Source organism: Saccharopolyspora mangrovi, from assembly GCF_035320975.1.
GTDB classification, from domain to species: domain Bacteria; phylum Actinomycetota; class Actinomycetes; order Mycobacteriales; family Pseudonocardiaceae; genus Saccharopolyspora; species Saccharopolyspora mangrovi.
The window spans coordinates 167,919-192,644 of the sequence record NZ_JAWLNX010000008.1; the positions used below are offsets into that span (position 1 = coordinate 167,919).

General features: G+C 71.1%; 22 protein-coding genes and 1 pseudogene. 10 read left to right on the top strand and 13 right to left on the bottom strand.

Translation table 11 applies throughout. The annotated features are described in order from the left end of the window. The first annotated feature begins 217 nt into the window (after positions 1–217). Together R4I43_RS14015 and R4I43_RS14020 are read left to right on the top strand one after the other, a co-directional pair. The gene (locus R4I43_RS14015; RefSeq protein ID WP_324266046.1) at positions 218–916 is read left to right on the top strand and encodes a hypothetical protein; all 699 of its coding nucleotides are present in this window, start codon (positions 218–220) and stop codon (positions 914–916) included. Continuing rightward, the gene (locus R4I43_RS14020; RefSeq protein ID WP_324266047.1) at positions 913–2,043 is read left to right on the top strand and encodes a hypothetical protein; all 1,131 of its coding nucleotides are present in this window, start codon (positions 913–915) and stop codon (positions 2,041–2,043) included. Before R4I43_RS14015 ends, R4I43_RS14020 begins: the two co-directional genes overlap by 4 nt. Here R4I43_RS14020 and R4I43_RS14025 read toward each other — a convergent pair. The 3 genes from R4I43_RS14025 to R4I43_RS14035 are packed head-to-tail and all read right to left on the bottom strand — an operon-like array spanning position 2,040 to position 4,046. Next, complete coding sequence (locus R4I43_RS14025; protein WP_324266048.1) at positions 2,040–3,215, bottom strand: WXG100-like domain-containing protein; 1,176 nt, start codon at positions 3,213–3,215, stop codon at positions 2,040–2,042. The two genes, R4I43_RS14020 and R4I43_RS14025, sit on opposite strands and share 4 nt — an antisense overlap. A 10-nt stretch (positions 3,216–3,225) precedes the next feature. Further along, positions 3,226–3,534: a WXG100 family type VII secretion target gene (locus R4I43_RS14030; RefSeq protein WP_324266049.1), complete on the bottom strand. Its 309-nt coding sequence runs from the start codon at positions 3,532–3,534 to the stop codon at positions 3,226–3,228. Then, positions 3,534–4,046, bottom strand: a complete 513-nt coding sequence (locus R4I43_RS14035) for a YbaB/EbfC family nucleoid-associated protein (protein ID WP_324266050.1) — start codon at positions 4,044–4,046, stop codon at positions 3,534–3,536. Before R4I43_RS14035 ends, R4I43_RS14030 begins: the two co-directional genes overlap by 1 nt. 252 nt (positions 4,047–4,298) lie before the next feature. On the opposite strand from R4I43_RS14035, the gene dxs reads away from it, so the two are divergent. The 3 genes from dxs to R4I43_RS14050 all read left to right on the top strand — a co-directional run bounded on the left by dxs (position 4,299) and on the right by R4I43_RS14050 (position 8,171). After that, the gene (gene dxs / locus R4I43_RS14040) at positions 4,299–6,215 is read left to right on the top strand and encodes a 1-deoxy-D-xylulose-5-phosphate synthase (RefSeq protein WP_324266051.1); all 1,917 of its coding nucleotides are present in this window, start codon (positions 4,299–4,301) and stop codon (positions 6,213–6,215) included. A gap of 133 nt (positions 6,216–6,348) precedes the next feature. Continuing rightward, complete coding sequence (locus R4I43_RS14045; RefSeq protein ID WP_324266052.1) at positions 6,349–7,035, top strand: response regulator transcription factor; 687 nt, start codon at positions 6,349–6,351, stop codon at positions 7,033–7,035. 2 nt (positions 7,036–7,037) lie between these two features. After that, entirely contained in the window at positions 7,038–8,171 is a 1,134-nt protein-coding gene (locus R4I43_RS14050; protein WP_324266053.1) for a sensor histidine kinase, read from the top strand. Between the two features lie 4 nt (positions 8,172–8,175). Here R4I43_RS14050 and R4I43_RS14055 read toward each other — a convergent pair whose 3' ends face one another. The 6 genes from R4I43_RS14055 to R4I43_RS14080 all read right to left on the bottom strand — a co-directional run bounded on the left by R4I43_RS14055 (position 8,176) and on the right by R4I43_RS14080 (position 15,605). Next, positions 8,176–8,760 carry a Uma2 family endonuclease gene (locus tag R4I43_RS14055; protein ID WP_324266054.1) on the bottom strand — a complete coding sequence of 195 codons (585 nt, stop codon included), beginning with the start codon at positions 8,758–8,760 and terminating at the stop codon, positions 8,176–8,178. Positions 8,761–8,888: 128 nt separating this feature from the next. Then, a complete protein-coding gene (locus R4I43_RS14060) occupies positions 8,889–10,985 on the bottom strand; it encodes a 3-hydroxyacyl-CoA dehydrogenase NAD-binding domain-containing protein (RefSeq protein ID WP_324266055.1) in 2,097 nt (698 codons plus the stop codon). Next, positions 10,982–12,223, bottom strand: coding sequence for a thiolase family protein (locus R4I43_RS14065; protein ID WP_324266056.1), 1,242 nt, complete (start codon positions 12,221–12,223; stop codon positions 10,982–10,984). Before R4I43_RS14065 ends, R4I43_RS14060 begins: the two co-directional genes overlap by 4 nt. Before the next feature lie 280 nt (positions 12,224–12,503). After that, positions 12,504–13,757, bottom strand: coding sequence for a ribonuclease D (locus R4I43_RS14070; protein WP_324266057.1), 1,254 nt, complete (start codon positions 13,755–13,757; stop codon positions 12,504–12,506). Between the two features lie 99 nt (positions 13,758–13,856). Continuing rightward, the gene (locus R4I43_RS14075; RefSeq protein ID WP_093264979.1) at positions 13,857–14,573 is read right to left on the bottom strand and encodes a response regulator; all 717 of its coding nucleotides are present in this window, start codon (positions 14,571–14,573) and stop codon (positions 13,857–13,859) included. A 432-nt stretch (positions 14,574–15,005) separates the two neighbouring features. Next, a complete protein-coding gene (locus R4I43_RS14080; protein WP_324266058.1) occupies positions 15,006–15,605 on the bottom strand; it encodes a DUF3000 domain-containing protein in 600 nt (199 codons plus the stop codon). A gap of 195 nt (positions 15,606–15,800) precedes the next feature. Between R4I43_RS14080 and hemE the strand changes: the two genes are divergently transcribed. The 3 genes from hemE to hemQ are packed head-to-tail and all read left to right on the top strand — an operon-like array spanning position 15,801 to position 19,031. Further along, positions 15,801–16,886, top strand: coding sequence for a uroporphyrinogen decarboxylase (gene hemE / locus R4I43_RS14085; protein WP_324266059.1), 1,086 nt, complete (start codon positions 15,801–15,803; stop codon positions 16,884–16,886). Next, positions 16,886–18,331, top strand: coding sequence for a protoporphyrinogen oxidase (gene hemG, locus R4I43_RS14090; protein ID WP_324266060.1), 1,446 nt, complete (start codon positions 16,886–16,888; stop codon positions 18,329–18,331). The genes hemE and hemG overlap by 1 nt, the downstream gene beginning before the upstream one ends. Before the next feature lie 4 nt (positions 18,332–18,335). Further along, positions 18,336–19,031, top strand: a complete 696-nt coding sequence (hemQ, locus tag R4I43_RS14095) for a hydrogen peroxide-dependent heme synthase (protein WP_324266061.1) — start codon at positions 18,336–18,338, stop codon at positions 19,029–19,031. A 66-nt stretch (positions 19,032–19,097) separates the two neighbouring features. Here hemQ and msrB read toward each other — a convergent pair. Both msrB and R4I43_RS14105 read right to left on the bottom strand, forming a co-directional pair. Further along, positions 19,098–19,505 (bottom strand): annotated as a pseudogene (msrB, locus tag R4I43_RS14100) (peptide-methionine (R)-S-oxide reductase MsrB); the annotation flags it as partial. 68 nt (positions 19,506–19,573) lie between these two features. Beyond that, complete coding sequence (locus R4I43_RS14105; RefSeq protein WP_324266062.1) at positions 19,574–19,867, bottom strand: hypothetical protein; 294 nt, start codon at positions 19,865–19,867, stop codon at positions 19,574–19,576. A 134-nt stretch (positions 19,868–20,001) separates the two neighbouring features. Here R4I43_RS14105 and R4I43_RS14110 point away from each other — a divergent pair, with 134 nt between their 5' ends. Continuing rightward, complete coding sequence (locus tag R4I43_RS14110) at positions 20,002–20,775, top strand: DUF4389 domain-containing protein (protein WP_324266063.1); 774 nt, start codon at positions 20,002–20,004, stop codon at positions 20,773–20,775. Positions 20,776–21,050: 275 nt separating this feature from the next. On the opposite strand, the gene R4I43_RS14115 is transcribed toward R4I43_RS14110, so the two are convergent. Beyond that, on the bottom strand, positions 21,051–22,610 hold the full coding sequence (locus tag R4I43_RS14115; RefSeq protein WP_324266064.1) for an alpha/beta fold hydrolase: 1,560 nt from the start codon (positions 22,608–22,610) through the stop codon (positions 21,051–21,053). 291 nt (positions 22,611–22,901) lie between these two features. Here R4I43_RS14115 and R4I43_RS14120 point away from each other — a divergent pair, with 291 nt between their 5' ends. Beyond that, positions 22,902–23,825, top strand: coding sequence for an EamA family transporter (locus tag R4I43_RS14120; RefSeq protein ID WP_324266065.1), 924 nt, complete (start codon positions 22,902–22,904; stop codon positions 23,823–23,825). Here R4I43_RS14120 and R4I43_RS14125 read toward each other — a convergent pair. After that, a complete protein-coding gene (locus R4I43_RS14125) occupies positions 23,822–24,718 on the bottom strand; it encodes a 2-dehydropantoate 2-reductase (protein ID WP_324266066.1) in 897 nt (298 codons plus the stop codon). The genes R4I43_RS14120 and R4I43_RS14125 overlap by 4 nt on opposite strands. Between the last annotated feature and the right edge of the window lie 8 nt (positions 24,719–24,726).

The following is a 24,726-nucleotide window of genomic DNA, read 5'->3' on the forward strand; positions in this document are numbered from 1 at the left end:
TAGGGTTGCCGCGGCTGGAGGAGGTGGCCGGGTGTTTGGTGAGGTTCCTGGGCGGGTCGACCCGCGGGCGGCCGAGGCCGTCGGACGACGCTGGTCGCGGGCGCGGTCGTGGCTGCGGCTCGCTGTTTTCTGGTGCATCGCGGTGGCCGTGTTGAGTGTGGTGACCGCCGCGGTCTCCGCTGCCACCAACTGGTCGGCCCTGCCTTGGGTTGCGCCCATGAACACGCGAGACACACCGGACGTGCTCTTCTCACACGGGATCGTCGTTGTGCTCGCGGTGGTCCCCCTCGTGTTGGCGAAGCGGATGCTCAAGTCGGGTGCCGACGGCATCGACTGGAGGCTCAAGCCGGACTTCTGGATCTTCCTCGGGATCTTCGTAGGGGTACTCGAGGCCGTTGCCCTGATGGTGGTGATGGTCGTGGCCACCGACGTTCCCTGGTGGGTGCGGGTCGGTGGTCTGATCATCGGGTTCGCCGTTCCGGCGCTGGCGACGTTCACGGCTCGGCGGGCGATCCTGGCCGAGCCGCTCCGCGAGCTCGGGGGCAGCGAGTTCGTGCTGGTGAAGGGGCTGCGGTCGCCGCAGGGCGGGGGAGAGGACTCCGTCAAGATCACCGGCGATTCGCTGCGGCTTTCGGTGCGCACGGCCGCTGGACGGCCTGCTGACCGCGCGTCGACGAAGGACATCCAGCTCCGCGACATCACCGGGGTCGGCGTCCGGCCCAGCCGGCCCGAGGACGGTTCCTGGGCGCCGCTCGCCGACGGCAGGGGTGCCTCCTTGCCGTCGGGCGACGTCGTCGAGATCCGCACGCGCACCGACACCCAGCTGCTTCCCGCCGACCCGGAACTCGCCGAGCTCATCCGCGCCCGAGCCGCGCTGCACGGCGCGGAACCGGCACGCATCGAGGACTGGGCATGACCGCGCAGCACATCCCGGAAGTCCTCCCGGCTCCTCCGGAGACCGGAACCGAGGTCGCACCGGTCGCCGGGCGGCCGAGCACGGCTCCGGAGTCCGTCCCGGGCCGCCACGTGCAGGCGTTCGGCATCGGCGCCCTGGCGGTCGTGGTGATCCCGCTCGGCTTCGTGCTCTGGGGCGTGCGCGGACTGGAGCTCGGCACCGCGATCGCGGGCGTGGTCGGCATCGCCGTCGCGACCGCCGCCTGGCTCGCCGACGCGCGCACGCCTCGGCGCTGGGGTGGCTGGGCGCTGCTCGCCGCGCTGTCGGCGGCCTACGTGAACCTCGCGCTGGCGCCGCTCGGGCTGGTCGCGCTCGTCGCGGTGGTCGTGTGCCCGCTGCTGGCGCGGGTGGCGCACCAGCGGTTCACCGCACCGGGTTTCGACCTGGCCGAGCGGGACGTCGAAGTGGGGTTCGAGATCTACCGCCACCAGTCCGCGCGCCTGCGGATCGAGCGCGACCGGGCCGTGCTGTCGCTCAAGCGCATGGCGGGCGGCGGGCACGTGGACCAGGCGATCCCGCTCGCCGAGGTCTCCTCGGCCCAGCCCGGCGAGATCGTCGGTGGCGACTCGTGGCCGCTGCCGGGCGCGATGGCGGTACGGCTGGTCGAAGGACCCGCTGTGCGCGTGGTGGCGGGCAAGCAGCAGTGGGTCGTCAACGTCGAGGACCCGCGGCTGGTCGGGGCGATCCTGCGCAGGCGGCAGAGCGCCGCGTGGTCGCAGCGGACCGGGCCGCAGGACCTCGCTTCCTGGCACGCGCTGCGCAAGTGGGCCACGGCCCAGACCACGACCTTCCGCAACGGCAAGAAGTCCCAGTCCTACCGCGTGTTCCGCCCGCTGGTCGGCGTCTTCTCCGGCGTGCTCGGCCTGATGCTGCTCACGATGCAGATTGCCGGGAGCGGTGCGGCCCCGAGCACCTGGCTCGCCGCCGCGGCGATGCTGCTCATCGGCGCGTTCTTCGTGGTCAGCTGGCTGCGGCAGCGAACCCGCCTGGCCCACGCCGAGCTCCAGTCGCTCCCGCCGAACAGCCCGTCGTGGGGCGACCCGCGACCCGAGGTCGCCCCGCTCACCAGCTGGCGTCCCTGGGCCTAGCCCGGACCGTCGGGCAGGTTCAGCTTCTCCGGGGACTTCTGCTCCTGGGCGCCCACATCGCCGTAGGAGTTGTTGTTGACGTTGTTCGGGCCGCCGTCGATGTTGGCGTGCTGGCCGACGGTCGAGGAGTTGACGTCCCTGGTGTAGGGACTGTCCACATTGGCCCCGGTCACGGCGCCCTCGTCGGTCTCGAAGCGCCAACCCTGCGTGTTGGAGCCCGAAACCCACTCGCCGCTGCCGTCGCTGGTGGCGCCGCGCCCGTTGCCCTCCCAGGTCGCGTTGAGCCCCTCGTGCCTGCTCTGCATCCCACCGGTCGCCCCGCTGATGCCGCCGGAGATGGCGCCGGAGGTGATGTCGTTGATCCCCGGTGCCTGACCGTGCAGGCCCTGGTTGATGGTGTTGCCGAGCACGCCCGAGATCGAACCCCGCGCAGCGCCGTAAGCGGCGGCCTCGGTGAAGTTTTTGGTGGCGTTGCCCGCCAGGTCCTTGCCGACCTGCTGGCCGATGCCGGGCGCGACGCCGTCCACCAGGCCACCGGCCAGGCCCGCCGCGACACCGGACACCGCTGCGTTGCCGGTGTTGGACCAGTCCCAGCTCTGCCGGTCGCCCTTGGCGAACTGGATGCCTTGGATCGCCGCGTCGACGCCCATGTTGATCCCGACGTTCAGCAGGATCTGCTGACCGATCTTGGTCAGCAGCTGCTGGAAGAACGTCCGCACCGTGAGTTGCGTGGCTGCCTGGGCGATCGGGATGCCCGCTGTGCTGGCGCCGAAGGTCGCCACCGCCGAGGCGATCATCGCCGCGATCTGCGCGGCCAGGATGACCAGCGCGGCGATGATGCTGTACTTGGTGTACTCGATCTCCAGCGCGGCGTTGTCGGCTCCCTCGCCGAGCGCCTCGCAGAGCTTCTTCAACTCCGGCAGGTGACCGGCGTCGCCGTTGCAGAAGTCCTTCATGAACTTCTCGAAGGCGTCGTGCGTGTCGCCCTTCATCGTGCCCAGCGCCGACTTGACCGCGCCCTCGGTCTCGCTGATCACGCCGTCGATGTCCACGCCGCACTGCGTCCACGCCTCGGCGACCCTGCGCAGCGCCGTCTCGTCGCCCTCGGGCCAGCTCGCGCCGACCACGATCGGGAACAGCCAGCTGACCTCGCCCGGAATCTCGATGCCCACGTCGTCCCCCTCAGCCCTGGCTCTTGATGCCGTCGGCGTTCGCCTGATCGACGTCGTCCCAGGTCCGGGCGGTGGCGTCGAGCTCGCCGCGGACCTGGTGCAGCGCCTGGACGAGGCCCTTCATGCCGTCGGTGCCCTGCTTGGAACCGGGCACGTAGTTCTTGGCGAACTCCTGGCCGGCCTCGTCGCCGCCCCAGCACTCGCCCTCCGCCTGCAGGACGCCGTTGAGCTTGTCGAGCGCGGACTGCAACTTGTCCGACGAGGCGTCGAACTTCGGTGAGGCGCCGAGCAGCGCCTCGGGGTTGACCTCGAATCCCATCACCAACGGTCCTTCCGGAAACGGGACCGGGGTTCGAAGTCGTCCCAGTCCTCCTCTGCCGACGGGTTCGACGCAGCAGGAGGGGTGTTCGGTTCCGGCAATTCCGGAGCCGACGGGATGAGCTGCGCCAACGAGGGCGCGTTCGGGAACAGATCGGGCAGGTCGGGGACGTTTTCCTGCAGCGGCGCCACGGCCGCGTCGGCCTTGGTGCGGGCATCGCGGGCAGCCGCCTGGGCCGCCTGGGTGAAGCTCCTGGCGAGCTTCTCCGGTGTGCTCGAGCGAAGCGCCGACGGCGACAGGGTTGTGTCGGTGACCACGCCGGCTGCGTTGACCCGAATCGTGACCAGACCGTCGGGCGAGGTCGCCTCGCCGGTCGCGGCCAGCGCGCTGGCCTGAGCCTCCTGCAATTGGGCGGTCTGCCGCTGCAACCCCTCGAGCATCGAGCTCACCTGTTCGCGCATCGCGGCGTTGCGCGCCTCGAGCTCCGCCTTGCGGCCGTCCGGACCAGTCATGTCGCCTCCCCTGGGATCAGACGAAAGGTAGCAACACCGCTGTCCAGGTGGTACTCGCGACGGGAACCTCACACGCGGGGTGAAAGCAGCTCGTCGCAGGCGGTTGGCCATCGCCGCAGGTGTCCGACCACACCCGGTGGCCGCATGGCCCCTCCGTAGACTGGGGCGCACTATGCAGACGGAGCCAGGTTGCCGGCCAGGCCCCGGGATTGCGATTGTGACCGACCGGCACGACAAGCGAGGTGGAACACGGTGACGCTGCTGGGGTCCGTGCGCAGTCCGGCCGACGTCAAGCGCCTGACGCACGCCGAACTGGCGGAGCTGGCCGAAGAGGTCAGGCAGTTCCTCATCCAGAAGGTGTCGCGGACCGGTGGGCATCTCGGACCGAACCTGGGAGCGGTGGAGCTGACCCTCGCACTGCACCGGGTCTTCGACTCGCCGAACGACGCGCTGCTGTTCGACACCGGGCACCAGGCGTACGTGCACAAGATCGTCACCGGTCGCCAGGACGGATTCGACCAGCTGCGCAAGCGGGACGGCCTGTCCGGCTACCCCTCGCGCGCCGAGAGCGAGCACGACTTCGTCGAGAACAGCCACGCCTCGACCGCGCTGTCCTACGCCGACGGGCTGGCCCGCTCCTTCCAGGTCACCGGGGCCCAGCGGCACGCGGTGGCGGTCGTCGGTGACGGCGCGCTCACCGGCGGCATGTGCTGGGAGGCGCTGAACAACATCGCGGCCGACCCGGAGCGCCCGGTGGTCATCGTTGTCAACGACAACGGCCGCTCCTACGCGCCCACCATCGGCGGGCTCGCCGAGCACCTGGCCGCGCTGCGGCTGAACCCGAGCTACGAGAAGGCCCTGGAGTCCGGCAAGCGCACGCTGCGCAAGATGCCGGTCGTGGGCCGTTCGCTCTACACCGGCCTGCACGCCGCCAAGAGCGGCATAAAGGACGCGATCAGCCCGCAGGTCATGTTCTCCGACCTCGGCCTGAAGTACCTGGGCCCGGTCGACGGCCACGACATGCGCGCGATGGAGCACGCGCTGCAGATGGCCAAGTCCTTCGGCGGGCCGGTGATCGTGCACGCCGTCACCCGCAAGGGCAACGGCTTCGCCCCGGCGGAGAACGACGAGGCCGAGCAGATGCACCAGGTCAAGGTCATCGATCCGGAAACCGGCCTGCCGAAGAAGCCCGCGCCCAAGAGCTGGACCGACGTCTACGCCGACGAGCTGGTCAACATCGGTGCCGAGCGCTCCGATGTCGTGGCCATCACCGCCGCGATGCTGGGACCGACCGGGCTGAAGAAGTTCGCCGAGGCCTACCCGGACCGCTGCTTCGACGTGGGCATCGCCGAGCAGCACGGCATGACCTCCGCGGCAGGTCTGGCGATGGGCGGCCTGCACCCGGTGTTCGCTGTCTACTCGACGTTCCTCAACCGCGCCTTCGACCAGCTGCTGATGGACGTCGCCCTGCACAAGCAGGCCGTCACGGTGACGTTGGACCGCTCCGGCATCACCGGCGACGACGGGGCCAGCCACAACGGCATGTGGGACCTGTCGATCCTCGGCCTGGTCCCCGGCATCCAGGTCGCCGCACCGCGCGACGCCGTGACGCTGCGCGAGGAGCTGCGCGAGGCGGTCGCCGTCGACGACGGGCCGACCGTGCTGCGCTTCTCCAAGGGCTCGGTGATCGAAGAGGTCCCGTCGGTGGAGCGGACCGGTGGTGTGGACGTGCTGCGCGCCGCCGAGCGCAAGGACGTGCTGCTGGTGGCCGTCGGCGCGTTCGGCAAGCTCGCCGTGGCCGCCGCCGAGCGGCTGTCCGCGATGGGCGTCGGCGTGACCGTGGTCGACCCGCGCTGGGTCGTGCCCGTGCCGTCGAAGGTCGTGGAGATGGCCGCCGAGCACCGGCTGGTGGTCTCGCTGGAGGACTGCGGACGGCACGGCGGGTTCGGCTCGTCGCTGGCCGCGGCGCTGCGCGACGCGGAGCTGGACGTGCCGCTGCGCGACCTGGCGGTGCCGAACAACTTCCTCGACCACTCCTCGCGCGAGGAGGTCCTGGCCGACCTCGGCCTCACCGAGACCGACATCGCCGCCAAGGTCAACGACTGGTTCTCGTCCCGGCGCGGCGCCCAGCTCCGCGTCGCCACCGAGGCCGAAGCCGCCCACGGCTGACCCGCTTCCCCGATTTCCATTGAAGTCAGAACTCTGATTTCAATGGAAATCGGGAGTCGGATTTCCCTTGAAATCCGGGCACCCCGGCGCTGACCTCGACTGGTGCGGGCGCCTGCTGTGGCAGGGTGGATTCGTGCGAATCCTGGTCGTGGAGGACGAGAAACCGCTGGCCGAGGCGGTCGCGAGAGGGCTGCGCAGGGACGGCATGGCCGTCGACGTCGCCTACGACGGCGAGAGCGGTCAGGAGAAGGCCGCGATCACCCGGTACGACGTCGTCGTGCTCGACCGCGACCTGCCCGGCATGTCCGGCGACGAGCTGTGCCGGGACCTCGTCGGCTCCGGCGGGCTGACCAGGGTCATCATGCTGACGGCCTCGGGCACGGTGGCCGACCGCGTCGCCGGGTTGTCCCTGGGCGCCGACGACTACCTGGCCAAGCCCTTCGCGTTCCCCGAGCTGATCGCCCGGGTGCGCGCGCTGGGCCGCCGCGCCACGCCCGCCCAGCCGCCGCTGCTGACCGCCCACGACCTGGAGCTGGACCCGGCCCGCCGCACCGTCACCCGCTCCGGCGGTGAGGTCGAGCTGACCCGCAAGGAGCTCGGCGTGCTGGAGGTGCTGCTGTCGGCCGGCGGGGCGGTCGTCAGCTCCGAGGAGCTGCTGGAGCGGGTCTGGGACGAGAACGCCGACCCGTTCACCACCACCGTGCGGGTCACGATGATGACCTTGCGCAAGAAGTTGGGCGAGCCCGGCATCATCGAAACCGTGGTCGGATCCGGATACCGGGTGCCCTCGGCGGCCCCCGCCGAACACGCAAGGGACTGATCGTGGGCGCGCTCACCCGGCGCGGACCGGGGTTGCGGGTCCGGCTGACGCTGCTGTCGGCCTCGCTGGTCGCGCTGGTCAGCGCCGTGCTGCTGTGGCTGGGCTGGGTGTTGGTCGGCAACGTCGTCGCCGCCGTCCCGCGGCTGCCCGCGGGCACGCCGGTGCGGGTCGGGGGAGTGGAGGTGCCCTCGGAACTGCTCGGCGAGGCGCTGCGGGATTCGGCCCGTCAGCAGGTGCTGGTCATCGGCGGGTTCGCGTTCGTCGCCGTGGTGGCCGCCGCGGCGTTGCTGGCCTGGCTGGTCACCGGCCGGGTGCTGCGCCCGCTGCAGGAGGTCACCGAGACCGCGCAGCGGCTGTCGGCGGAGTCGCTGGACGAGCGGATCGCCCTGAGCGGGCCGCGCGACGAGGTCGCCAGGCTCGCCGATACCTTCGACGCGATGCTGGACCGGCTGCAGGCCGCCTTCGACGCCCAGCGCCGCTTCGTCGCCAACGCCAGCCACGAGCTGCGCACCCCGCTGTCGGTGGTGCGCACCGAGCTCGACGTGACGCTGTCGGACCCGGACGCCGACGAGGCCGAGCTGCGCCGGATGGCCGACGTCGTCCGCGAGGCCACCGCCCGCGCCGAACGCCTGGTGGAGGCGTTGCTGCTGCTGGCCCGCACCGAAGGCGTGGAACTGGCGGTCCGGGAACCGGTCGACCTCACCGACGTCGTGGGCCGAGCGCTGCGCGCGGTCGAACCCGAAGCGCGCAGGCGCGGGCTGCGCGTGAAGCGCTGCACCGAGCCCGCCTTCGCCGTCGGCGACCCGGCCCTGCTGGAACGCGTCGCGGGGAACCTGCTGGAGAACGCCGTCCGGCACAACGTCGACGGCGGCTGGCTGGAGGTCAGCACCGGAGGCGATCCGCGGTGGACGACGCTGCGGGTGGCCTCGTCCGGCCCGGAGATCCCCGCGGAGTCGGTGGAGGCCCTCTTCGAACCGTTCCGGCGGGCGGGCGTTGAGCGCACGGCCCGCAACGGCACCGGTCTGGGCCTGTCGATCGTCCAGGCCGCCACCACGGCCCACCACGGCAAGATCCACGCCACCGCGCTGCCCGCGGGCGGCCTCGCGATCATGGTCCAACTCCCGGCCGCGCCGTGAGCTCTCAGAGGCGCAGGGCGTCGATGTCGAGGGAGAGGGGAATGGGCGCGGCGTCGAGGTGCACCGCTCCTCGGCCGCGGGCTGCGGTCGCGGCGAGCGCGTAGCGACCGTTGTCCAGGCTGTACGCCGCGAGCTCGCACGGTCCCCCGACGTCCTGGGCGACGCTCCAGAAGTGCGGCACCTCGGCGCGTTCGCACGCGTGGAACTTCTCCTGCTGTTCGGTGTGGGTGTTGCCCGGGGACCAGATCTCGCCGATGAGCAGCACGTTCGCGGCCTGGAAGGTGTTCCCCGCCGGTGGGCGATCGAGGACGACGAAGTCGGGGATGAGCGCGGAGCGGTAGGTGGTGCTGATCTCCACGCCCACGCCGGAGACGGCGAAGAGCTCGGCGGCACGGCCCGCTTGCTCGATCGCGCGGTCGAACGCCGCGATGATCCGCTTCTCGGCCCACTGGTGGTAGCCGCTGGGCGGTGGCGTCACGAGCCAGTTTCCCTCGATGAGCTCCAGCCGTGACCCGTCTTCGCGAGCGGGCAGGGCGTGCCAGTCGGCGATCGTGAACGGCCCCAGTTCGTGCTGAACAAGCGCGGTCACCGGACATCACCTCATCTCCGTCACGACCATGATGGCAGAAACCTCCCAGATCCCCGCGCCATCCGGATGCTGAGAAGCGAAACCGGGGACCGGAGCGGTGTGCTCCGGCCCCCGGTTCGGGTTTCGCGTCAGGCGGGCAGAGAGGCCACGCCCGGGGCGAGGAACCGCTTGCCGTTGACCCGCTCGGACACGCCCGCGCGGTCCAGGTACGGCGTGATGCCGCCCAGCCAGAACGGCCAGCCGGCGCCGAGGATCATGCACAGGTCGATGTCCTGCGCCTCGGCGACGACGTCCTCGTCCAGCATGATCCGGATCTCCTCGGCCAGCGCGTCGAGCGCGCGGTCGCGGACCTCCTCGCTGGTGGAGGGCTTGTCGCCCTGCTCCCACAGCTCGACGACCTCGGGGTCGACGACCACGTTGCCGGACTCGTCGAACGTCCACACCGCGGTCTTGCCCGCGTCGACGAACTTCTGCAGGTTGTCGCTGATCCCGAAGCGGTCCGGGAAGGCAGCGTGCATGGTGCCGTTGACGTGCTGGGCGACGGCCGGGCCGACCAGCTGCAGCAGCACCATCGGGCTCATCGGCAGGCCCAGCTCCTGCACCGCGTTGTCGGCCACCTCGAACGGGGTGCCCTCGTCCACGGCGGCGATGACCTCGCCCATGAAGCGGGTCAGCAGCCGGTTGACCACGAACGCCGGGGCGTCCTTGACCAGCACGGACGACTTCTTCAGCTGCTTGCCGACCGCGAAGGCGGTGGCCAGCGAGGCGTCGTCGGTCTTCTCCCCGCGCACGATCTCCAGCAGCGGCAGCACCGCGACCGGGTTGAAGAAGTGGAAGCCGACGACCCGCTCCGGGTTCTTCAGCTTCGAGGCCATCTCGGTGATCGACAGCGACGAGGTGTTGGTCGCCAGGATCGCCTCGGGGGAGACGTGCTCCTCCAGCTCGGCGAAGACCTTCTGCTTGACCGTCATCTCCTCGAAGACGGCCTCGATGACGAAGTCGGCGTCGGCGAAGGACTTCTTGTCCAGCTCACCGGTCACCAGCGCCTTGAGGCGGTTGGTGGCGTCCGGCGACAGGCGGCCCTTGCCCGCGAGCTTGTCGATCTCGCCGTGGATGTAGGCCACGCCCTTGTCGATGCGCTCCTGGTCGATGTCGGTGATGACCACCGGCACCTGCAGGCGGCGCACGAACAGCAGCGCCAGCTGACCGGCCATCAGGCCGGCACCGACCACGCCGACCTTGTTCACCGGGCGGGCCAGGCCCTTGTCCGGTGCACCGGCCGGCTTCTTGGCGCGCTTCTGGGCCAGGTCGAACGAGTACAGCCCGGCGCGCAGCTCGTCGGACATCAGCGCGTCGGTCAGCGCCTCGGTCTCGGCGGCGTAGCCGGCGTCGATGTCGTTGTTGCGGGCCAGCTCGATCAGCTCGACCGTCTTGGTCACCGCGGGCGACGCGCCGTGGGTCTTGGACTCGACGATCTGCTCGGCGCGGGCGACGGCGTCGTCCCAGCCCTTGCCGCGGTCGATCTCCGGGCGCTCGACGGTCTTCTCACCGTTGACCACGCGGACCAGCCAGCGCAGCGACTCCTCGAGGAAGTCGGCGCCTTCCAGCAGCTCGTCGAAGATGCCCAGCTGCAGGCCCTTCTTCGGGTTGAGCATCTTGTTCTGGCTCAGCGCGTTCTCGATGATCACCGTCACGGCCGCGTCCGGGCCGATCAGGTTCGGCAGCAGCTGCGTGCCGCCCCAGCCCGGGAACAGTCCCAGGTAGCACTCCGGGAACGCGATGGCGCCCGCGTTGGAGGCCACGGTCCGGTAGTGGCAGGACAGCGCCAGCTCCAGGCCACCGCCGAGGGCGGCGCCGTTGACGAAGGCGAACGTCGGGATCTTCGACTCGGTGAGCCGGCGGAACACGTCGTGGCCGTTCTGCGCGATGGCGTGCGCGTGCTCGCGCTGCGACACCTGGCCGACGCCGGAGAGGTCCGCGCCCACGGCGAACACGAACGGCTTGCCGGTGACCGCGATCGCGGCCGGCTCGGCGGCGAACGCCTCGTCCAGCGCGGCGTTCAGGCTGGTCAGACCGCCCGGGCCGAAGGTGGACGGCCGGGTGTGGTCGTGGCCGTTGTCGATGGTGATCAGCGCGAGCTTGCCGGTCAGACCGGGAACGTCGACGAGGCGGGTGAACGCCTTGGTCACGACCTCGTCGGGGAACAGCGCCGCGAAGTCAGTCACTGCTCGCCTCCTGCGTTGTAGTTCGGGTTCTCCCAGATGACCGTTCCGCCCATGCCGATGCCGATGCACATGGTGGTGATGCCGTAGCGGACCTCGGGGTGCTCTTCGAAGTGGCGCGACAGCTGCGTCATCAGCCGCACGCCGGAGGAGGCCAGCGGGTGACCGCAGGCGATCGCGCCGCCCCACGGGTTGACCCGCGGGTCGTCGTCGGCGATGCCGAAGTGCTCCAGGAAGGCCAGCACCTGCACGGCGAAGGCCTCGTTGATCTCGAACAGGCCGATGTCGTCGATGGTCAGCCCGGCGCGCTTGAGGGCCTTCTCGGTGGCCGGGACCGGCCCGACGCCCATGACCTCGGGCTCGACACCGGCGAAGGCGTAACCGACCAGTCGCATGCCGACCGGCAGGCCCAGCTCCTCGGCGGTCTCGGCGTCGGCCAGGAGGGCACCGGTGGCGCCGTCGTTGAGGCCGGCGGCGTTGCCCGGGGTGACCCGGCCGTGCGGGCGGAACGGGGTCTTGAGGCCGGAGAGGCTCTCGACCGTGGTGCCCGGGCGCGGCGGCTCGTCGGTGGTGGCCAGGCCCCAGCCCTCGTCGGAGTGGGTGGAGACCGGGACCAGGTCCGGGGCGATCTTGCCCGCCCGCTGCGCCTCGTCGTAGCGCTGCTGGCTCAGGGCCGCGTACGCGTCGGTGCGCTCCTTGGTCAGCGACGGGTAGCGGTCGTGCAGGTTCTCCGCGGTGGAGCCCATGACCAGCGCGGACGGGTCGACGATCTTGTCCGACACGAAGCGCGGGTTCGGGTCGGCGCCCTCGCCCATCGGGTGGTTGCCCATGTGCTCGACGCCGCCGGCGATGACGACGTCGTAGGCGCCGAAGGCGATGCCGCTGGACACGGTGGTCACCGCGGTCATGGCGCCGGCGCACATGCGGTCGATGGCGAAGCCGGGCACGGACTTCGGCAGTCCGGCCAGCAGCGCCGCGGTGCGGCCGATGGTCAGGCCTTGGTCACCGATCTGGGTCGTCGCGGCGATGGCGACCTCGTCGATGCGCTCCGCCGGAAGTTCCGGGTGGCGGCGCAGCAGTTCCCGGATGACCTTGACGACCATGTCATCCGCTCGCGTCTGGGCGTACTGCCCCTTCGAGCCGGCCTTGCCGAACGGCGTGCGTACGCCGTCGACGAAGACCACGTCCCGAACCGCTTGGCGGCTGCGGCTGTCGGCGGGTGCCGACGCAGGTGCGGCCACGGCGTGCTCCTCACTGGCTTGGTGGATGGTGCTCGGCCGGGGTCCGCGAGCAGCGGCGCCTTACCGACCGGTAACCGCACTCTAGCGCTTATTACCCACCGGTAACCACGTGCCTGCCACTGTCGGTTGTCTCACATGCTGACCAGCCCGAACCCAGCGCGGCCGATCTTTCCCGAGGAGATGGCCTCGCGCTCGACGAGGCAGCGGGCAGTTCCTGCCCGAACCGTCCACGATCGATGTCGCATTCGCCCGGACGGTTCGGGCAAGGACTGCCCGCTGCTCAGGACTCCTCGTCCGGAGTCGCCTGCAAGGCCTTGGAGAGGGTTTCCGCGGTGAGGTCGATCTGCCACTCGCGGGCGCCCTTGGAGCGCAGCAGCTCGGTGACCGCCGGGACGCCGAGGTCCTCCGGCGGGGTCCAGCAGGTGCGCCGGACCAGGTCGGGCAGCAGCAGGTTCTCCACTGGCAGCGCGTGCTCCTCGGCGATCTCGTTCAACGCCGCGCGGGCCGCGGTCAGCCGGGCCGCGGCGGCGGGGTCGCGATCGGCCCAGCGGTTGGTCGGCGGCGGCCCCTCGTTCGGCGTCGAAGCGGCCGGGAGCTCGTCGTTGCTGAGCCGACGCGCCGAGCGCAGCGCCTGCAACCACATCGAGGCGCGGCGGCGCTGCTGGCGCCCGCCGAAGACCGGCATCGCCACCAGATCGCCCTCGGACTTCGGATTGGACTGCGCGGCCAGCACGATCGAGGAGTCCGGCAGCACCCTGCCCGGCGCGATGTCGCGCTCGCGGGCGAATTCGTCCCGCGTCTGCCACAGCGCCCGCACCGCGGCGAGCTGGCGCGGGCTGCGCACCTTGTGGATCCCCGAGGTCCGGCGCCACGGCTCGGCGCGCGGGGGAGCGGGCTCGGCCGTGCGGACGGCCTCGAACTCCTCGAACGCCCAGTCCAGCTTGCCCTGGCGCTCGAGCTCCTCGTGCATCTCGTCGCGCAGCGCGACCAGCAGTTCCACGTCGAGCGCCGCGTAGACCAGCCAGTCCTCGGGCAGCGGCCGTCTTGACCAGTCGGCGGCGCTGTGGCCCTTCTCCAGCCGGTAGCCGAGCATGCGTTCCACCAGGGCGCCCAGCGAGACCCGGTCGAACCCGGCCAGCCTGCCGGCCAGTTCGGTGTCGAACAGCTTCGAGGGGTGCAGGTCGAGCTCGGCCAGGCACGGGAGGTCCTGCGATGCGGCGTGCAGCACCCATTCGGTGTCGGCCAGCGCCGGGATCAGGGGGTCCAGCGCCCCCTTGAGGGCGATCGGGTCCACCAGCACGGTGCCCGATCCTTCGCGACGCAGCTGCACCAGGTAGGCGCGCTGCGAGTAGCGGTAACCCGAGGCGCGCTCGGTGTCCACCGCGACCGGCCCGGTTCCCGCGGCCAGCGCTTTCGCGGCCGCGTCCAGCGCGGCCGGGGTGTTCACCACCGGCGGCACGCCGTCGACGGGTTCGGTCAGCAACACCGGCTCCGGGCGGCCGGATCCGACGGTCTCGGGGCTTGCAGCTTCCACGGCTAACAGACCTTACGTGCTTTGGCCCGTGTCGTGTGGCTGGTACGCCCGACGTCGTCGGGTCCGGCCGCGCCGGTGCTGGTGTTCGTCAGCGATCCGTCACCGGATGACGCCGGCGCGCATGGCCAGTGCGACCATCTGCGCCCGGTCGCCGGTGCCCAGCTTGCGCCCGATCCGCGACAGGTGAGACTTCACCGTGAGCGCGGACAGGTTCAGGGCCTCGCCGATCTCCTTGTTGGAGCGGCCATCGGCCACCAACTGGAGAACTTCGACCTCACGCCCGGACAGCTCGCGAGGTGTGTTGTCGGTTCCCGGCACGCGGGTTCCGGCGGCGAGCACCGGAGCCACGCTGGGATCGGCGTACACACCGCCGTCGAGCACGCGGCGCACGCCGTCGGTGACCACCATCGGTGAGGCCGACTTCAGCAGGTACGCCTGGGCACCTGCTTGGAAGGCGGCTCGGACCGCGTAGGGGTCATCGGACGAAGCGAGCACCACGATCCGCGGCCAGCCCTGGCTCCGGAGTTCGGTGACCAGTTCGATGCCGGTCCCGTCTGGGAGCCCGAGATCGAGGATTGCGAGGTCGCAAGGACCGGTCGCCAGAGCGCGAGCCCTGGCTTCGGCCATCGATGCGGCCTCGTGCACCGTGCCGGCGCCCATCTGCAGCAGCCGAGCGGCGATCGCCTCTCGGAGCAGCGGATGGTCATCCACCACGAGCACCGTGAACAGCTCTTCCCGCGGGTGCGGGACCATGTTGGCCGGCAAAGCGCCGGCAGGCGTGGTTCGAGCGGCCTGACCTAAGCCGACGGCAGCCACGTCACTACCTCCCTGGAGTCGGTCGTGCCCCCCGACCGGCACCGGGACTCTCGACCAATCAGCCGCGCCACTGATCGACCGAAAGTGGTGTCGTCGGGGTGAGCGTAACCGCCCAAGCGGGTCAGCGGGACGATCAATCGGGTATCTATCCCGATCGAGTTGTGACGACACCATACTTTTGTCGCACTTTCGGGTGACTCAGAGCTACTGCCGTAACGGCGGAGCGTGGCCAAGCGACATATTTCGAATGCGCATGGTGAAAATCTTGCACGAACAAGCACCTCGACGAAGCTGAACGAACTTCGCGAATGAAAATCGGACATCGGCGTGTCGCGCTTCGGCGTGTCGCATTCGAGGGGTGTGCGAGGCGGGAGCGGTCCGAACGCTACGCGCTGCGGCGACCCGTCGCAGCCGATGATCGGGCGACCCCGATCAGTCCTGTCGCACTGCGCCGTTCGGGCGCCTGCCGAGCAGCGCAACGCCTTCCGGCGGAAGCCCGGCAGCGCTGGCCATGAGTTCGTGGAACGCGTCCGCGTGCGGCCGCAGATCGGCTTCTTCGGCGCCGAACACCGAGGGTGTGGGGGTCCAGGACCCGCGCAGCTCCAGATCGTGGCTCCGCGACGGCCCCGCGATGTCGCCGAACCTCGCCGACGAGGTGAGGGTGACCGTGCCGCCCAGGGCGGTGAAGCAAGCTCCCGCGTTCTCCAGCGCGTCGGTCAGCCACGACCAGCCGACCGCGGGCAGCAGCGGATCGTCGGCGACCTCGGGATCGAGCTCGGCCCGCAGGTAGACCACCAGTCGCAGCACGCCGTCCCAGGCCTCCTGGCCTTCCGGGTCGTGCAGTAGCACGAAACGCGCGGTGGCCAGCTCCCCGGCCGGTCCGTTCGCCTCCGCGGCCAGCGCGTGGGCCCAGGGGGCCAGGCGCTTGGGTGGACCGACCTCGCTGAGCTCGATCTCCGCACGCGGCTGAGGCGACGTCAACGCGGCAACCGCCTGCCGGAAAACTTCGGGCGCCGCCGACATCTCCGTCACGCCGACGACTCTAGGCGCCGGGCCCGGAGCGTGGGTGGAGGCACGCCGGGAAGGGCGGCCGCTTCACGTGGGAGTGCGGGCGTCGTGCGAAGATTGTCGGCGCAAGCCCGGCCGTCCGTCGTGGCAGATCCGCTCCAAGGCCGCCCGCAGACCGCACCGGGATCCGACGATTCGACGTACGGACACCGACCTTCGATGACGAACTCCGCACCGGTCTCCACTCGCCGGGACCTCGCCGACGCCCCTCTGCTCGTGGCCGCTCGCGGCGGAAAGCCCCGGCACACGCCGGTCTGGTTCATGCGGCAGGCCGGGCGATCGCTGCCCGAGTACCGCCAGGTCCGCGAAGGCATCCCGATGCTGCAGGCCTGCCTGACGCCGGAGCTGGTCAGCGAGATCACCATGCAGCCGGTCCGCAGGCACGGCGTCGACGCCGCGATCCTGTTCAGCGACATCGTGCTGCCGCTCTACGCCGCGGGCATCGGGCTCGACATCGTGGCCGGGACCGGCCCGGTGGTGACCAACCCGATCAGCGGTCCGGCCGACGTCGCCGCGCTGCCCGCGCTGGAGGCCGAGCAGGTCAAGCCGGTCGCCGACGCGGTGGGCCTGCTGGTCCAGGAGCTCGGCCAGACGCCGCTGATCGGATTCGCGGGCGCGCCCTTCACGCTGGCCTCCTACCTCGTCGAGGGCGGCCCCAGCCGCAACCACGAGCGCACCAAGGCGCTCATGCACTCCGACCCGCAGACCTGGCACTCGCTGCTGGAGAAGCTCGCCGACACCACGCTGGAGTTCCTGCGCGTGCAGGTGGGCGCCGGGGTCGACGCGATCCAGCTGTTCGACTCGTGGGCCGGTGCGCTGTCGCTGCGCGACTACCGCGAGTTCGTGCTGCCGCACAGCCGCCGCATCTTCGAGGGCGTCGCCGAGTTCTCCGACATCCCCAAGATCCACTTCGGGGTCGGCACCGGTGAGCTGCTCGGTGCGATGCGCAACGCCGGACCGGACGTGGTCGGCGTGGATTGGCGGGTGCCGCTGGACACCGCCGTCGCCCGCCTGGGCGCCGCCGAACCGGGCGCGGCCAAGCCGGTCGTGCAGGGCAACCTCGACCCGGCCGTGCTGTTCGCCGGCTGGGACGCCGTCGAGCGTGAGGTGCTCCGCATCCTCGAGGAGGGCCGCGAAGCCGGCGGGCACATCTTCAACCTCGGTCACGGGGTGCTGCCGACCACCGATCCGGAGATCCTGACCCGGGTCGTCGAGCTGGTGCACACCACGACCGCGCAGAGCTGATGGCCCCGCGTGTCGCGGTCGTCGGCGGCGGTGTCGCCGGGCTGACCGCCGCGCACCGGCTCCGCCGCGAGCTGGGCGCCGACGCCGAGATCGTGCTGGTGGAGCAGACCTCCCGGCTGGGCGGCAAGCTGCGCACCGTCGAGCTGGCGGGCCGCCCCTACGACCTCGGCGCCGAAGCGTTCCTGGCGCGGCGACCCGAGGTGCTGGACCTGGCCGAGGAGCTCGGCGTTCGGACCGAAGTCGTGCACCCGGCCGGTGCGGCCGCGACCGTGCGGGCCGGCGGGCGGACCCAGCGGCTGCCCGGCGGCACCGTGATGGGCGTTCCCGCCGAAGCCGACTCGGTCGCCGGAGTGCTCTCCGAGGCCGGAATCGACGCCGTGCGCGCCGAAACCGACATGCCGCCGATCGAGCTGGGCGGCGCCGACATCTCCGTCGGGGACCTGCTGCGCGCCCGCGTCGGCGACGAGGTCGTCGACCGCCTGGTGGAGCCGCTGCTCGGCGGTGTCTACGCGGGGGACGCCAACCGGCTGGGCCTGCGCGCGACGATCCCCGCGCTGGCCAAGGCCCTCGACGACGGCGCGGGTTGGATCACCGCGGCGGCCAGGTCGGCGCTGCCGGTGCCGAAACCCGGTGCGCCGCAATCCGTTTTCGGTGCCTTCCAGAGCGGCTACCGGGAGCTGCTCGACCGGCTGCTGATCGCCGCCGACGCCGAAGTGCGGCTGGGCCTGCCGGTCCGCGCGCTGGCGCGCACCGGAAGCGGCTGGCGGCTGGAGATCGGCTCGGCGCCCGCCCCGGAGCACCTCGACGTCGACGCGGTCGTGCTCGCGGTGCCCGCGCCCGCCGCCCGAAAGCTGTTGCAGGATCCCGTTCCCGGCGCGTCCGCGAAGCTCGCCGAGGTCGAGCTGGCGTCGATGGTCGTGGTCGGTCTCGCGCTGCCGCCCGGCACCGAAGTGCCCGAGCACGGCGGAAAACCGGCCTCCGGCACGCTGATCGCGCGCGGCGAGCGGCACTCCGGCGGAACCCCGTTCACCGCCAAGGCGTTCACCTACTCCAGCACCAAGTGGGCGCACCTGCGCGGAGCCGGGGGAGAGGTGCTGGTGCGCGGTTCGGTCGGCCGCTTCGGCGAGACCGAGGACCTGCGCCTGGACGACGAGGAACTGCTGCGCCGGGTCCGCGCGGACCTCGCCGAGCTGACCGGGATCACCGCCGAGCCGGTGGATTCCACCGTGCTGCGCTGGGGCGGCGGGCTTCCGCAGTACGGCCCCGGGCACCTGGACCTGGTCGCCGACGTGGAACGCGAGGTGGCTGGCGTGCCGGGGCTGGCGATCGCCGGGGCCGCGCTGCACGGCGTCGGCGTTCCCGCCTGCGTGGCGACCGGCGAGGCGGCAGCGACCAGCATCACGCGGGACCTGCTGCAGGCCGGACCTCGAGAAGTGGGACGATGAAGGTATGGCGCGGCTGAATTACGACGAGCTCAACGACACCATCCGCTACACCATGTGGTCGGTCTTCCGGATCAGGCAGGGCGAACTGCCCGAGGACCGGACCAAGGCCGCGCAGGTGACCCAGGAGTACCTGGAGTCGCTGGCCGGATCCGGTGTCGTGGTCCGCGGTGTCTACGACGTCTCGGGTCTGCGCGCCGACGCGGACTTCATGATCTGGTGGCACGCCGAGGACGTCGAAGCCGTCCAGGCCGCCTACACCGGCTTCCGCCGCGAGACGCCGCTCGGCCAGGCCTCCGAGCCGGTCTGGAGCAACGTGGCGCTGCACCGCCCGGCGGAGTTCAACAAGAGCCACATCCCGGCGTTCCTGGCCGGCGAGGACCCGAAGAAGTACATCTGCGTGTACCCCTTCGTGCGGTCCTACGAGTGGTACCTGCTGCCCGACGACGAGCGCCGCAAGATGCTCGCCGACCACGGCAAGGAAGCCCGCGACTACCCGGACGTGCGCGCCAACACCGTCGCGTCCTTCGCGCTGGGCGACTACGAGTGGGTGCTGGCCTTCGAGGCCGACGAGCTGCACCGGATCGTCGACCTGATGCGCCACCTGCGCGGCACCGAGGCCCGCCTCCACGTCCGCGAGGAGATCCCCTTCTACACCGGCCACCGGGTCGACGTCACCGACCTGGTCACCCGGCTTCCGTAGCCACGAGAGCCGAGCGGCCCCGGGCTCCCCGGCGCACCCGGCCCCCAACCGGCCGCGACAACAATCGACGAGGCGGACCGCGATCGAGTTGATGCAGTAGCGCTGGTCGGTGGGGGTGGCGTAGCCCTCGCCCTCGAAGACGTGTCCGAGGTGGCCGTGGCAGGCGGCGCAGAGGACCTCGGTGCGGACCATGCCCATGCTGCGGTCCTCGCGGAGGATCACCGCATCGGAGTCGCTCGGGTCGTAGAACGACGGCCAGCCGCAGTGCGACTCGAACTTGGTCTCGCTGCGGAACAGCTCCGCGCCGCAGCCCCGGCACTCGTAGACGCCGGTGGTCTTGGTGTCGACGTACTCGCCCACCCACGCGGGTTCGGTGGCCGCCTGGCGCAGCACCGCGTACTCGTTCGGGGTGAGCTGCTCCCGCCACTCCTGCTCGCTCTTGGTGACCTGGGGAGTGCCTGCAACCGGATCCATGCTTCCACGCTAATGCGATCGAAGATCGATTGCTAAGCGGCCGGTCCCGATCGAGGTCCGGGCCACGATCAGCCGAAGAACGTGCCGAGCATGTAGCCCACCGCGTTCCACACGGTGAACAGCACGCCGAACAGGATCAGCACCACGACCGCCACCGCCACCAGCCTGCGGTGGCCGCCGGTGCGGTTGGCGCTCTGGGCGAACTCGTCGACGCCGCGCAACATGCCCTCGACGGTCGCCTCGGAGTGCGGGCGGTCCATCCGCGCGCGGTGCTCGGCGAACGCGCGGACCTCGGGATCGTCGTGGTCGAGGTCCTCGAGGTCGCCGAAGCGAGCCGGTTCGTCCGATTCACGGCGCTGCATCGGCACACCGTATCGCCTACTCGGGTGCAGCGGAATCGCCACGTCCACCCGACGGGGTGCGGCGAAATCGCTCGTCGCCGCCGCTCATCAAATAGGCTTGGAAAATTCCACTTTGGAGGCATCGGAGGGCGGCGATGAGCGAGTCAGCTGGAGTCGAGGACGGCCGGTTCCTGCCGGAACTGCAGATCACCCCGCCGCAACGGCAGCGCCGCTGGACCGTGCTGCTGCGGGTGCTGCTGCTGATCCCGCACTTCATCGTGCTGTGGGCGCTGAGCATCGCGGCGGCCGTGGTGGCGTTCATCGGGTGGTTCGCCGCGCTGGTCCTGGGCAGGCTGCCGGAGTGGATCTCCGGATTCCTCACCCTCTACATCGCCTACAACACCCGCGTCGGTGCCTCCGCGTGGCTGCTGGTCGACCGGTACCCGCCGTTCGTGGTCGGCGATCCGCAGTTCCCCGTCGACGTCGACATCCGGACCGGCAGGCTCAACCGCTGGGCCGTGCTGTTCCGGTTCGTCCTGCTGATCCCGGCGGCGATCGTGGCCGCCGTCGTCTCCTACGGGTTCGGCGTCCTGGCGTTCTTCCTGTGGCTGATCATCCTGGTCATCGGACGCAACCCGCGCCCTGTCTTCGACGCCTCGACGGCCGCGCTGCGCTACACGATGCGCACCAACGCCTACGTCTACCTGCTCACCGGCGCCTACCCGAAGCGGCTGTTCGGCGACGCCCGCGAAGAGGGCGAACCGGCTCAGGTTCCCGCCGGGACCCGGCCGCTGGTGATGTCCAAGGGCGGCCGGATCATGCTGATCGCGTTCATCGTGCTCGGCGCGCTCGCGCTCATCGGCAACGGCGTGGTGCAATCGACCCAGCAGCCGCACTCGTACGAGTACCAGTACGACTACGCCGGTTGATCGACCGGCCACCGGTCGCGGTCACTGATCGCAGCTGCTGGGTTCCGCTCCTTGGGCGACATCGGTTCGCTCTAGCAGCGGTGTTCCGCCCGCTGGAGCGGCGAGGAACATCGACAGGTGCTGGTATCCAACACCGATCGGAGGTCGGAGATGGTCGGCACCGAAGCACCGCGACAGGGCGGTTGCAGCTGTTGCTCCAGCTGCAGCGGTCCTTCCTGTGGCTGCTGCTCCAGCTGCGGCTGAAGCGGCGGTGGCCTGCCCGGGGTGTTGCGGGATCACTCCGGGCAGGCCATGCCCTCGGTGGGCACGACCCCTTGGACCAGGAATCGGCTGATCGCGTCGGTGACGCACGCCGAGCGGGCGATCGCTCCGTGCCCGGCGCCCTGCCAGCGCATCGCCACCCCGGTCGGGAGCTCGTCGGCCAGGTGATCGGTGCCCAGCGCCAGCGCCTTCGGGTCGTTGGCGGTGGTGATCACCGGGATCGGCGGCAGGTCCGCACGACGGGGTGACGGCAGCGGCTGCTGCGGCACCGGCCACGAACCGCACCACACCACGCGCTGAACCGCGACCCCGCCGAACAGCGGGAAGCGGTTCACCCAGTCCTGCGCGAGTTCGCTGCTGCGCTGCGGCGGCACGCGCAACGTCGTGTCGTTGCAGCTGGTGATGAGGTCGCCGTCGAACCACGGCGGGTTCACGCCCTGCGGCGTCACCAGCGGTGCGGTGAGCGCTGCGAGCGGTGCGCCGTCGCCCCGGTTGCCCGCGGCCAGCGCGTCGGCCAGCGCGGGCCAGCCGTTGCGATCGGCCAGGCCCTGCAGGAGCGCCTGCGTCACCCGTCCTGCGGGCACGGTCGTGCCCGCAGCCGGCAGCGGAGCCGTGCGGGTGCGCTCCACCAGGTCGCCGACCGCCTGGCGGGGGTTCGGGCCCAGCGGGCAGCCGCGGCTGACGCAGTCGGCGGCGAAGACGTCGAACGTCTGCTCCGCGGCCTGCGCCTGGTACTCGGCCTGCCCCATCGAATCGCGCGTCGGGTCCGGAGCGCCGTCGATGACGAACCGTCCCACCGCGCCCGGGTAGCGCTCGGCGTAGGTGGTCAACAGCCGGCCGGCCTCACCGCGACCGATCGCGTGCAGCCTCGGCACGCCCAGTTCCAGGCGGAGTTCTTCCAGGTCGGAGGCGGTGCGCCAGGTGTCGTAGGCCTGCAGCCGCTCGTCCAGCTTGAGCAGGCACTCCTGGCTGGCCGACAGCACCGAGTCCAGCAGCCGGTCCACGTCCGCGCGCTGCGTGGCGCGCGGATCGAAACCGAGGATCTGCTCGCGCTGCTGCGGCGGCACGCAGTCGGCCGGTTCCGACTCGCCGGTGCCGCGCCGGTCCATGCCGACGATGTCGAAGGTGTTCCGGATCTCCGGCGGCAGCTGGGTCGCCAGCCGCGCCGCGAAGGTGGTTCCCGGCTCGCCGCCGACGTCGCCGACCACGACCAGCGGCACCCGGCCCGAACCGGTGCGGATCAGCGAGTTCCGGGCGGTGCCGCGCTCCGGCGCCTCCGGGGCGTCGAGCGTCGACAGCAGGCGCGAGCAGGAGAACGTCATCCCGGGCGGCAGCGACCCCAGCTCGGCGCGGGTCTGCTCGGTGCAGTCCTGCCAGTTCAGCGAGTCCGTCGGCGCGGCGCCGAGCGGCGGCACGGGCTGCGGCTTCGGAGGCTGCGGCGCGGGCGCCACCTGCTGCTCGCTGTCGTGGTAGGCGACCGCGGGCCGCTGCGAAGGCCCGACCGAACAACCGGCGGCCACCAGCAGGAGCAACGGCAGCAGCACGGCTCCGGCCCGGTTGATGGTGCGCGGCACGAGAACTCCTAGTCGACGAACTTCGTTCTTAGCTTCCCATGATCGAGGTGTGACGCCGGTGAGGGGACGTTCCGCCGTGTTGTGGGCTGGGGGAGTGCCAACTGCGCTGCGGTCCTCTTGCCAGCCAGTACACGGGGCAGAGCCGCTCAGCACCCCGCGGCGGTGCCAGCGCCTCGGGTGGGGCGGTGAGAAAGCACCTCCGGTCGCTTGCCTGGCGGTGTTGTTTTTTGCGGATTGTTCCGTGGGATAGCGTGCTCGGGGTTGGGTTCGTTGAGGCGTTAAGGAGCGTTCGTGCAGGTCGCCTGGGGGCCGGGGGAGGAACGTCGGTTCAGCGCTAGCCGGGTTTCGGCTGCTGCGCTGGGGGCTGTGCCGCCGCCGATGCTGGTGCTGGTCGGCGTGATCAGCGTCCAGGTGGGGGCCGCGTTCGCCAAGCAGCTGTTCAGCGTTGCCGGAGCTTCCGGGGTGGTGACGCTGCGGCTGGTGTTCGCCGCCCTGATCCTGCTGGCCGTGTTCCGCCCGGCGCTGCGGATGGACTGGCCCACGCTTCGCGTCGTCGCCGGCTACGGCCTCGTGCTGGCCGGCATGAACATGTGCATCTACCAGTCGTTCGAGCGGATCCCGCTGGGTGCGGCGGTGACCATCGAGTTCCTCGGCCCGCTGACCGTGGCGCTGTTCGGATCGCACCGCAAGCTCGACGTCGTGTGGGCGCTGCTGGCCGGAACCGGGGTGTTCCTGCTGTCCCGCGTCGAAGGCGGTCTCGACTGGGTCGGCGTCGTGTTCGCGCTGGCGGCGGGCGCCTGCTGGGCCGGGTACATCCTGCTGGGCGCCAAGCTCGGCAGCCGCACCACCGGGACCTCCGGCCTGGCGCTGGCGATGGCCTTCGGCGCGCTCGTCGCGATCCCGATCGGCGCCGTCGACTCCGGTCCCGCGCTGCTGGACCCGGCTGTGCTGGTCATCGGCCTGCTGGTGGCGCTGATGTCCTCGGTGGTGCCCTACACGCTCGAACTCGAGGCGCTGCGCCGCATGCCGCCGCGCGTCTTCGGCATCCTCATGAGCACCGAACCCACCGTCGCCGCCCTCGCGGGCCTGGTCGTCCTCGGCGAACTCCTCACCGGCTGGCAGTGGCTGGCCATCTGCTGCGTCGTCATCGCCTCGGTCGGCTCCGTCGCCACCACCCGGCAGACACCGGAATCCGGCGACCCGCCGGCCAACTAGGCGCCCGGGATGGGCGCGGGCTCGATGGCGCGCAGCAGGGTGAGCAGCGTGCGGTTGAGCGGGACCGGGATGCCGTGCCGGTCGGCCGCGCGGACGAGGGTTCCCGTGATGTGCTCGTGCTCCAGCGGGAGCCCGGCGATCCGGTCGTAGAGCATCGACGTGCCGTTGGTCGGGGGCATCCGCGCCGTGTAGTCGGAGAGGACCTTGTCCGCGTCCTGCTCCGTGAGCGACGCCCCCTCGGCCTGCGCGACGGCGATCGCCTCGGCGAGGATCCCCTCGCACAGCTGCTGGACCTCGGCGTCGGCGAGGACGTCCAGGCGGCGCAGGGTCAGCGCCGTGATCGGGTTCGGGGCCACGTTGGTGAGCATCTTGCGCCAGGCCGCGGTGTGGAAGTCGTCGGTCGCGCGCAGCTTCACCGCCGAGCCCTCCAGCAGCGACACGAAGCGGGAGCCGAGCTCACCGCCCGCGACCTGCATGGTGGCCGGGGAGCGACGCACGACCTGGCCCGGGCTGGTCCGCTCGGCGCCGACGTAGATCAGCGCCGGCAGCACGGGGGCCTGCAACCGCAGCTCGGCGATCGACTCGCGGTGCTCCACCCCGTTCTGCACCACCACGAGCGGCGTGCGGCCGTCGTCGAGCTTGTGCAGCCAGGGAGCCGTGCTCGGCACGTCGTGGACCTTGGTGGTCAGCACGATCCAGTCGAACTCGCCGACGGCACCGGGTTCGGTGGCCACCGACACCGGGACCTCGGACGTCCCCTCGGGCGTGTCCAGCACCAGCCGCCCGAACGGCGTGCGCACGCACATCGTCACCTCGTGGCCCGCGGCGTGCGCCGCTTCGGCGATCACTCCGCCGATGCCACCCGAACCGATCACCGCAATCCGTTGTGCCACCACGGGAG

Bases quoted from the DNA above. Each gene is read 5' to 3' on its own strand.
- R4I43_RS14035 (WP_324266050.1), bottom strand. From the start codon at position 4,046: ATGACTGGTCCGGACGGCCGCAAGGCGGAGCTCGAGGCGCGCAACGCC.
- R4I43_RS14105 (WP_324266062.1), bottom strand. From the start codon at position 19,867: ATGCAGCGCCGTGAATCGGACGAACCGGCTCGCTTCGGCGACCTCGAG.
- hemQ (WP_324266061.1), top strand. From the start codon at position 18,336: ATGGCGCGGCTGAATTACGACGAGCTCAACGACACCATCCGCTACACC.
- R4I43_RS14110 (WP_324266063.1), top strand. From the start codon at position 20,002: ATGAGCGAGTCAGCTGGAGTCGAGGACGGCCGGTTCCTGCCGGAACTG.
- R4I43_RS14015 (WP_324266046.1), top strand. From the start codon at position 218: ATGAACACGCGAGACACACCGGACGTGCTCTTCTCACACGGGATCGTC.
- R4I43_RS14020 (WP_324266047.1), top strand. From the start codon at position 913: ATGACCGCGCAGCACATCCCGGAAGTCCTCCCGGCTCCTCCGGAGACC.
- R4I43_RS14030 (WP_324266049.1), bottom strand. From the start codon at position 3,534: ATGGGATTCGAGGTCAACCCCGAGGCGCTGCTCGGCGCCTCACCGAAG.
- hemG (WP_324266060.1), top strand. From the start codon at position 16,886: ATGGCCCCGCGTGTCGCGGTCGTCGGCGGCGGTGTCGCCGGGCTGACC.
- hemE (WP_324266059.1), top strand. From the start codon at position 15,801: ATGACGAACTCCGCACCGGTCTCCACTCGCCGGGACCTCGCCGACGCC.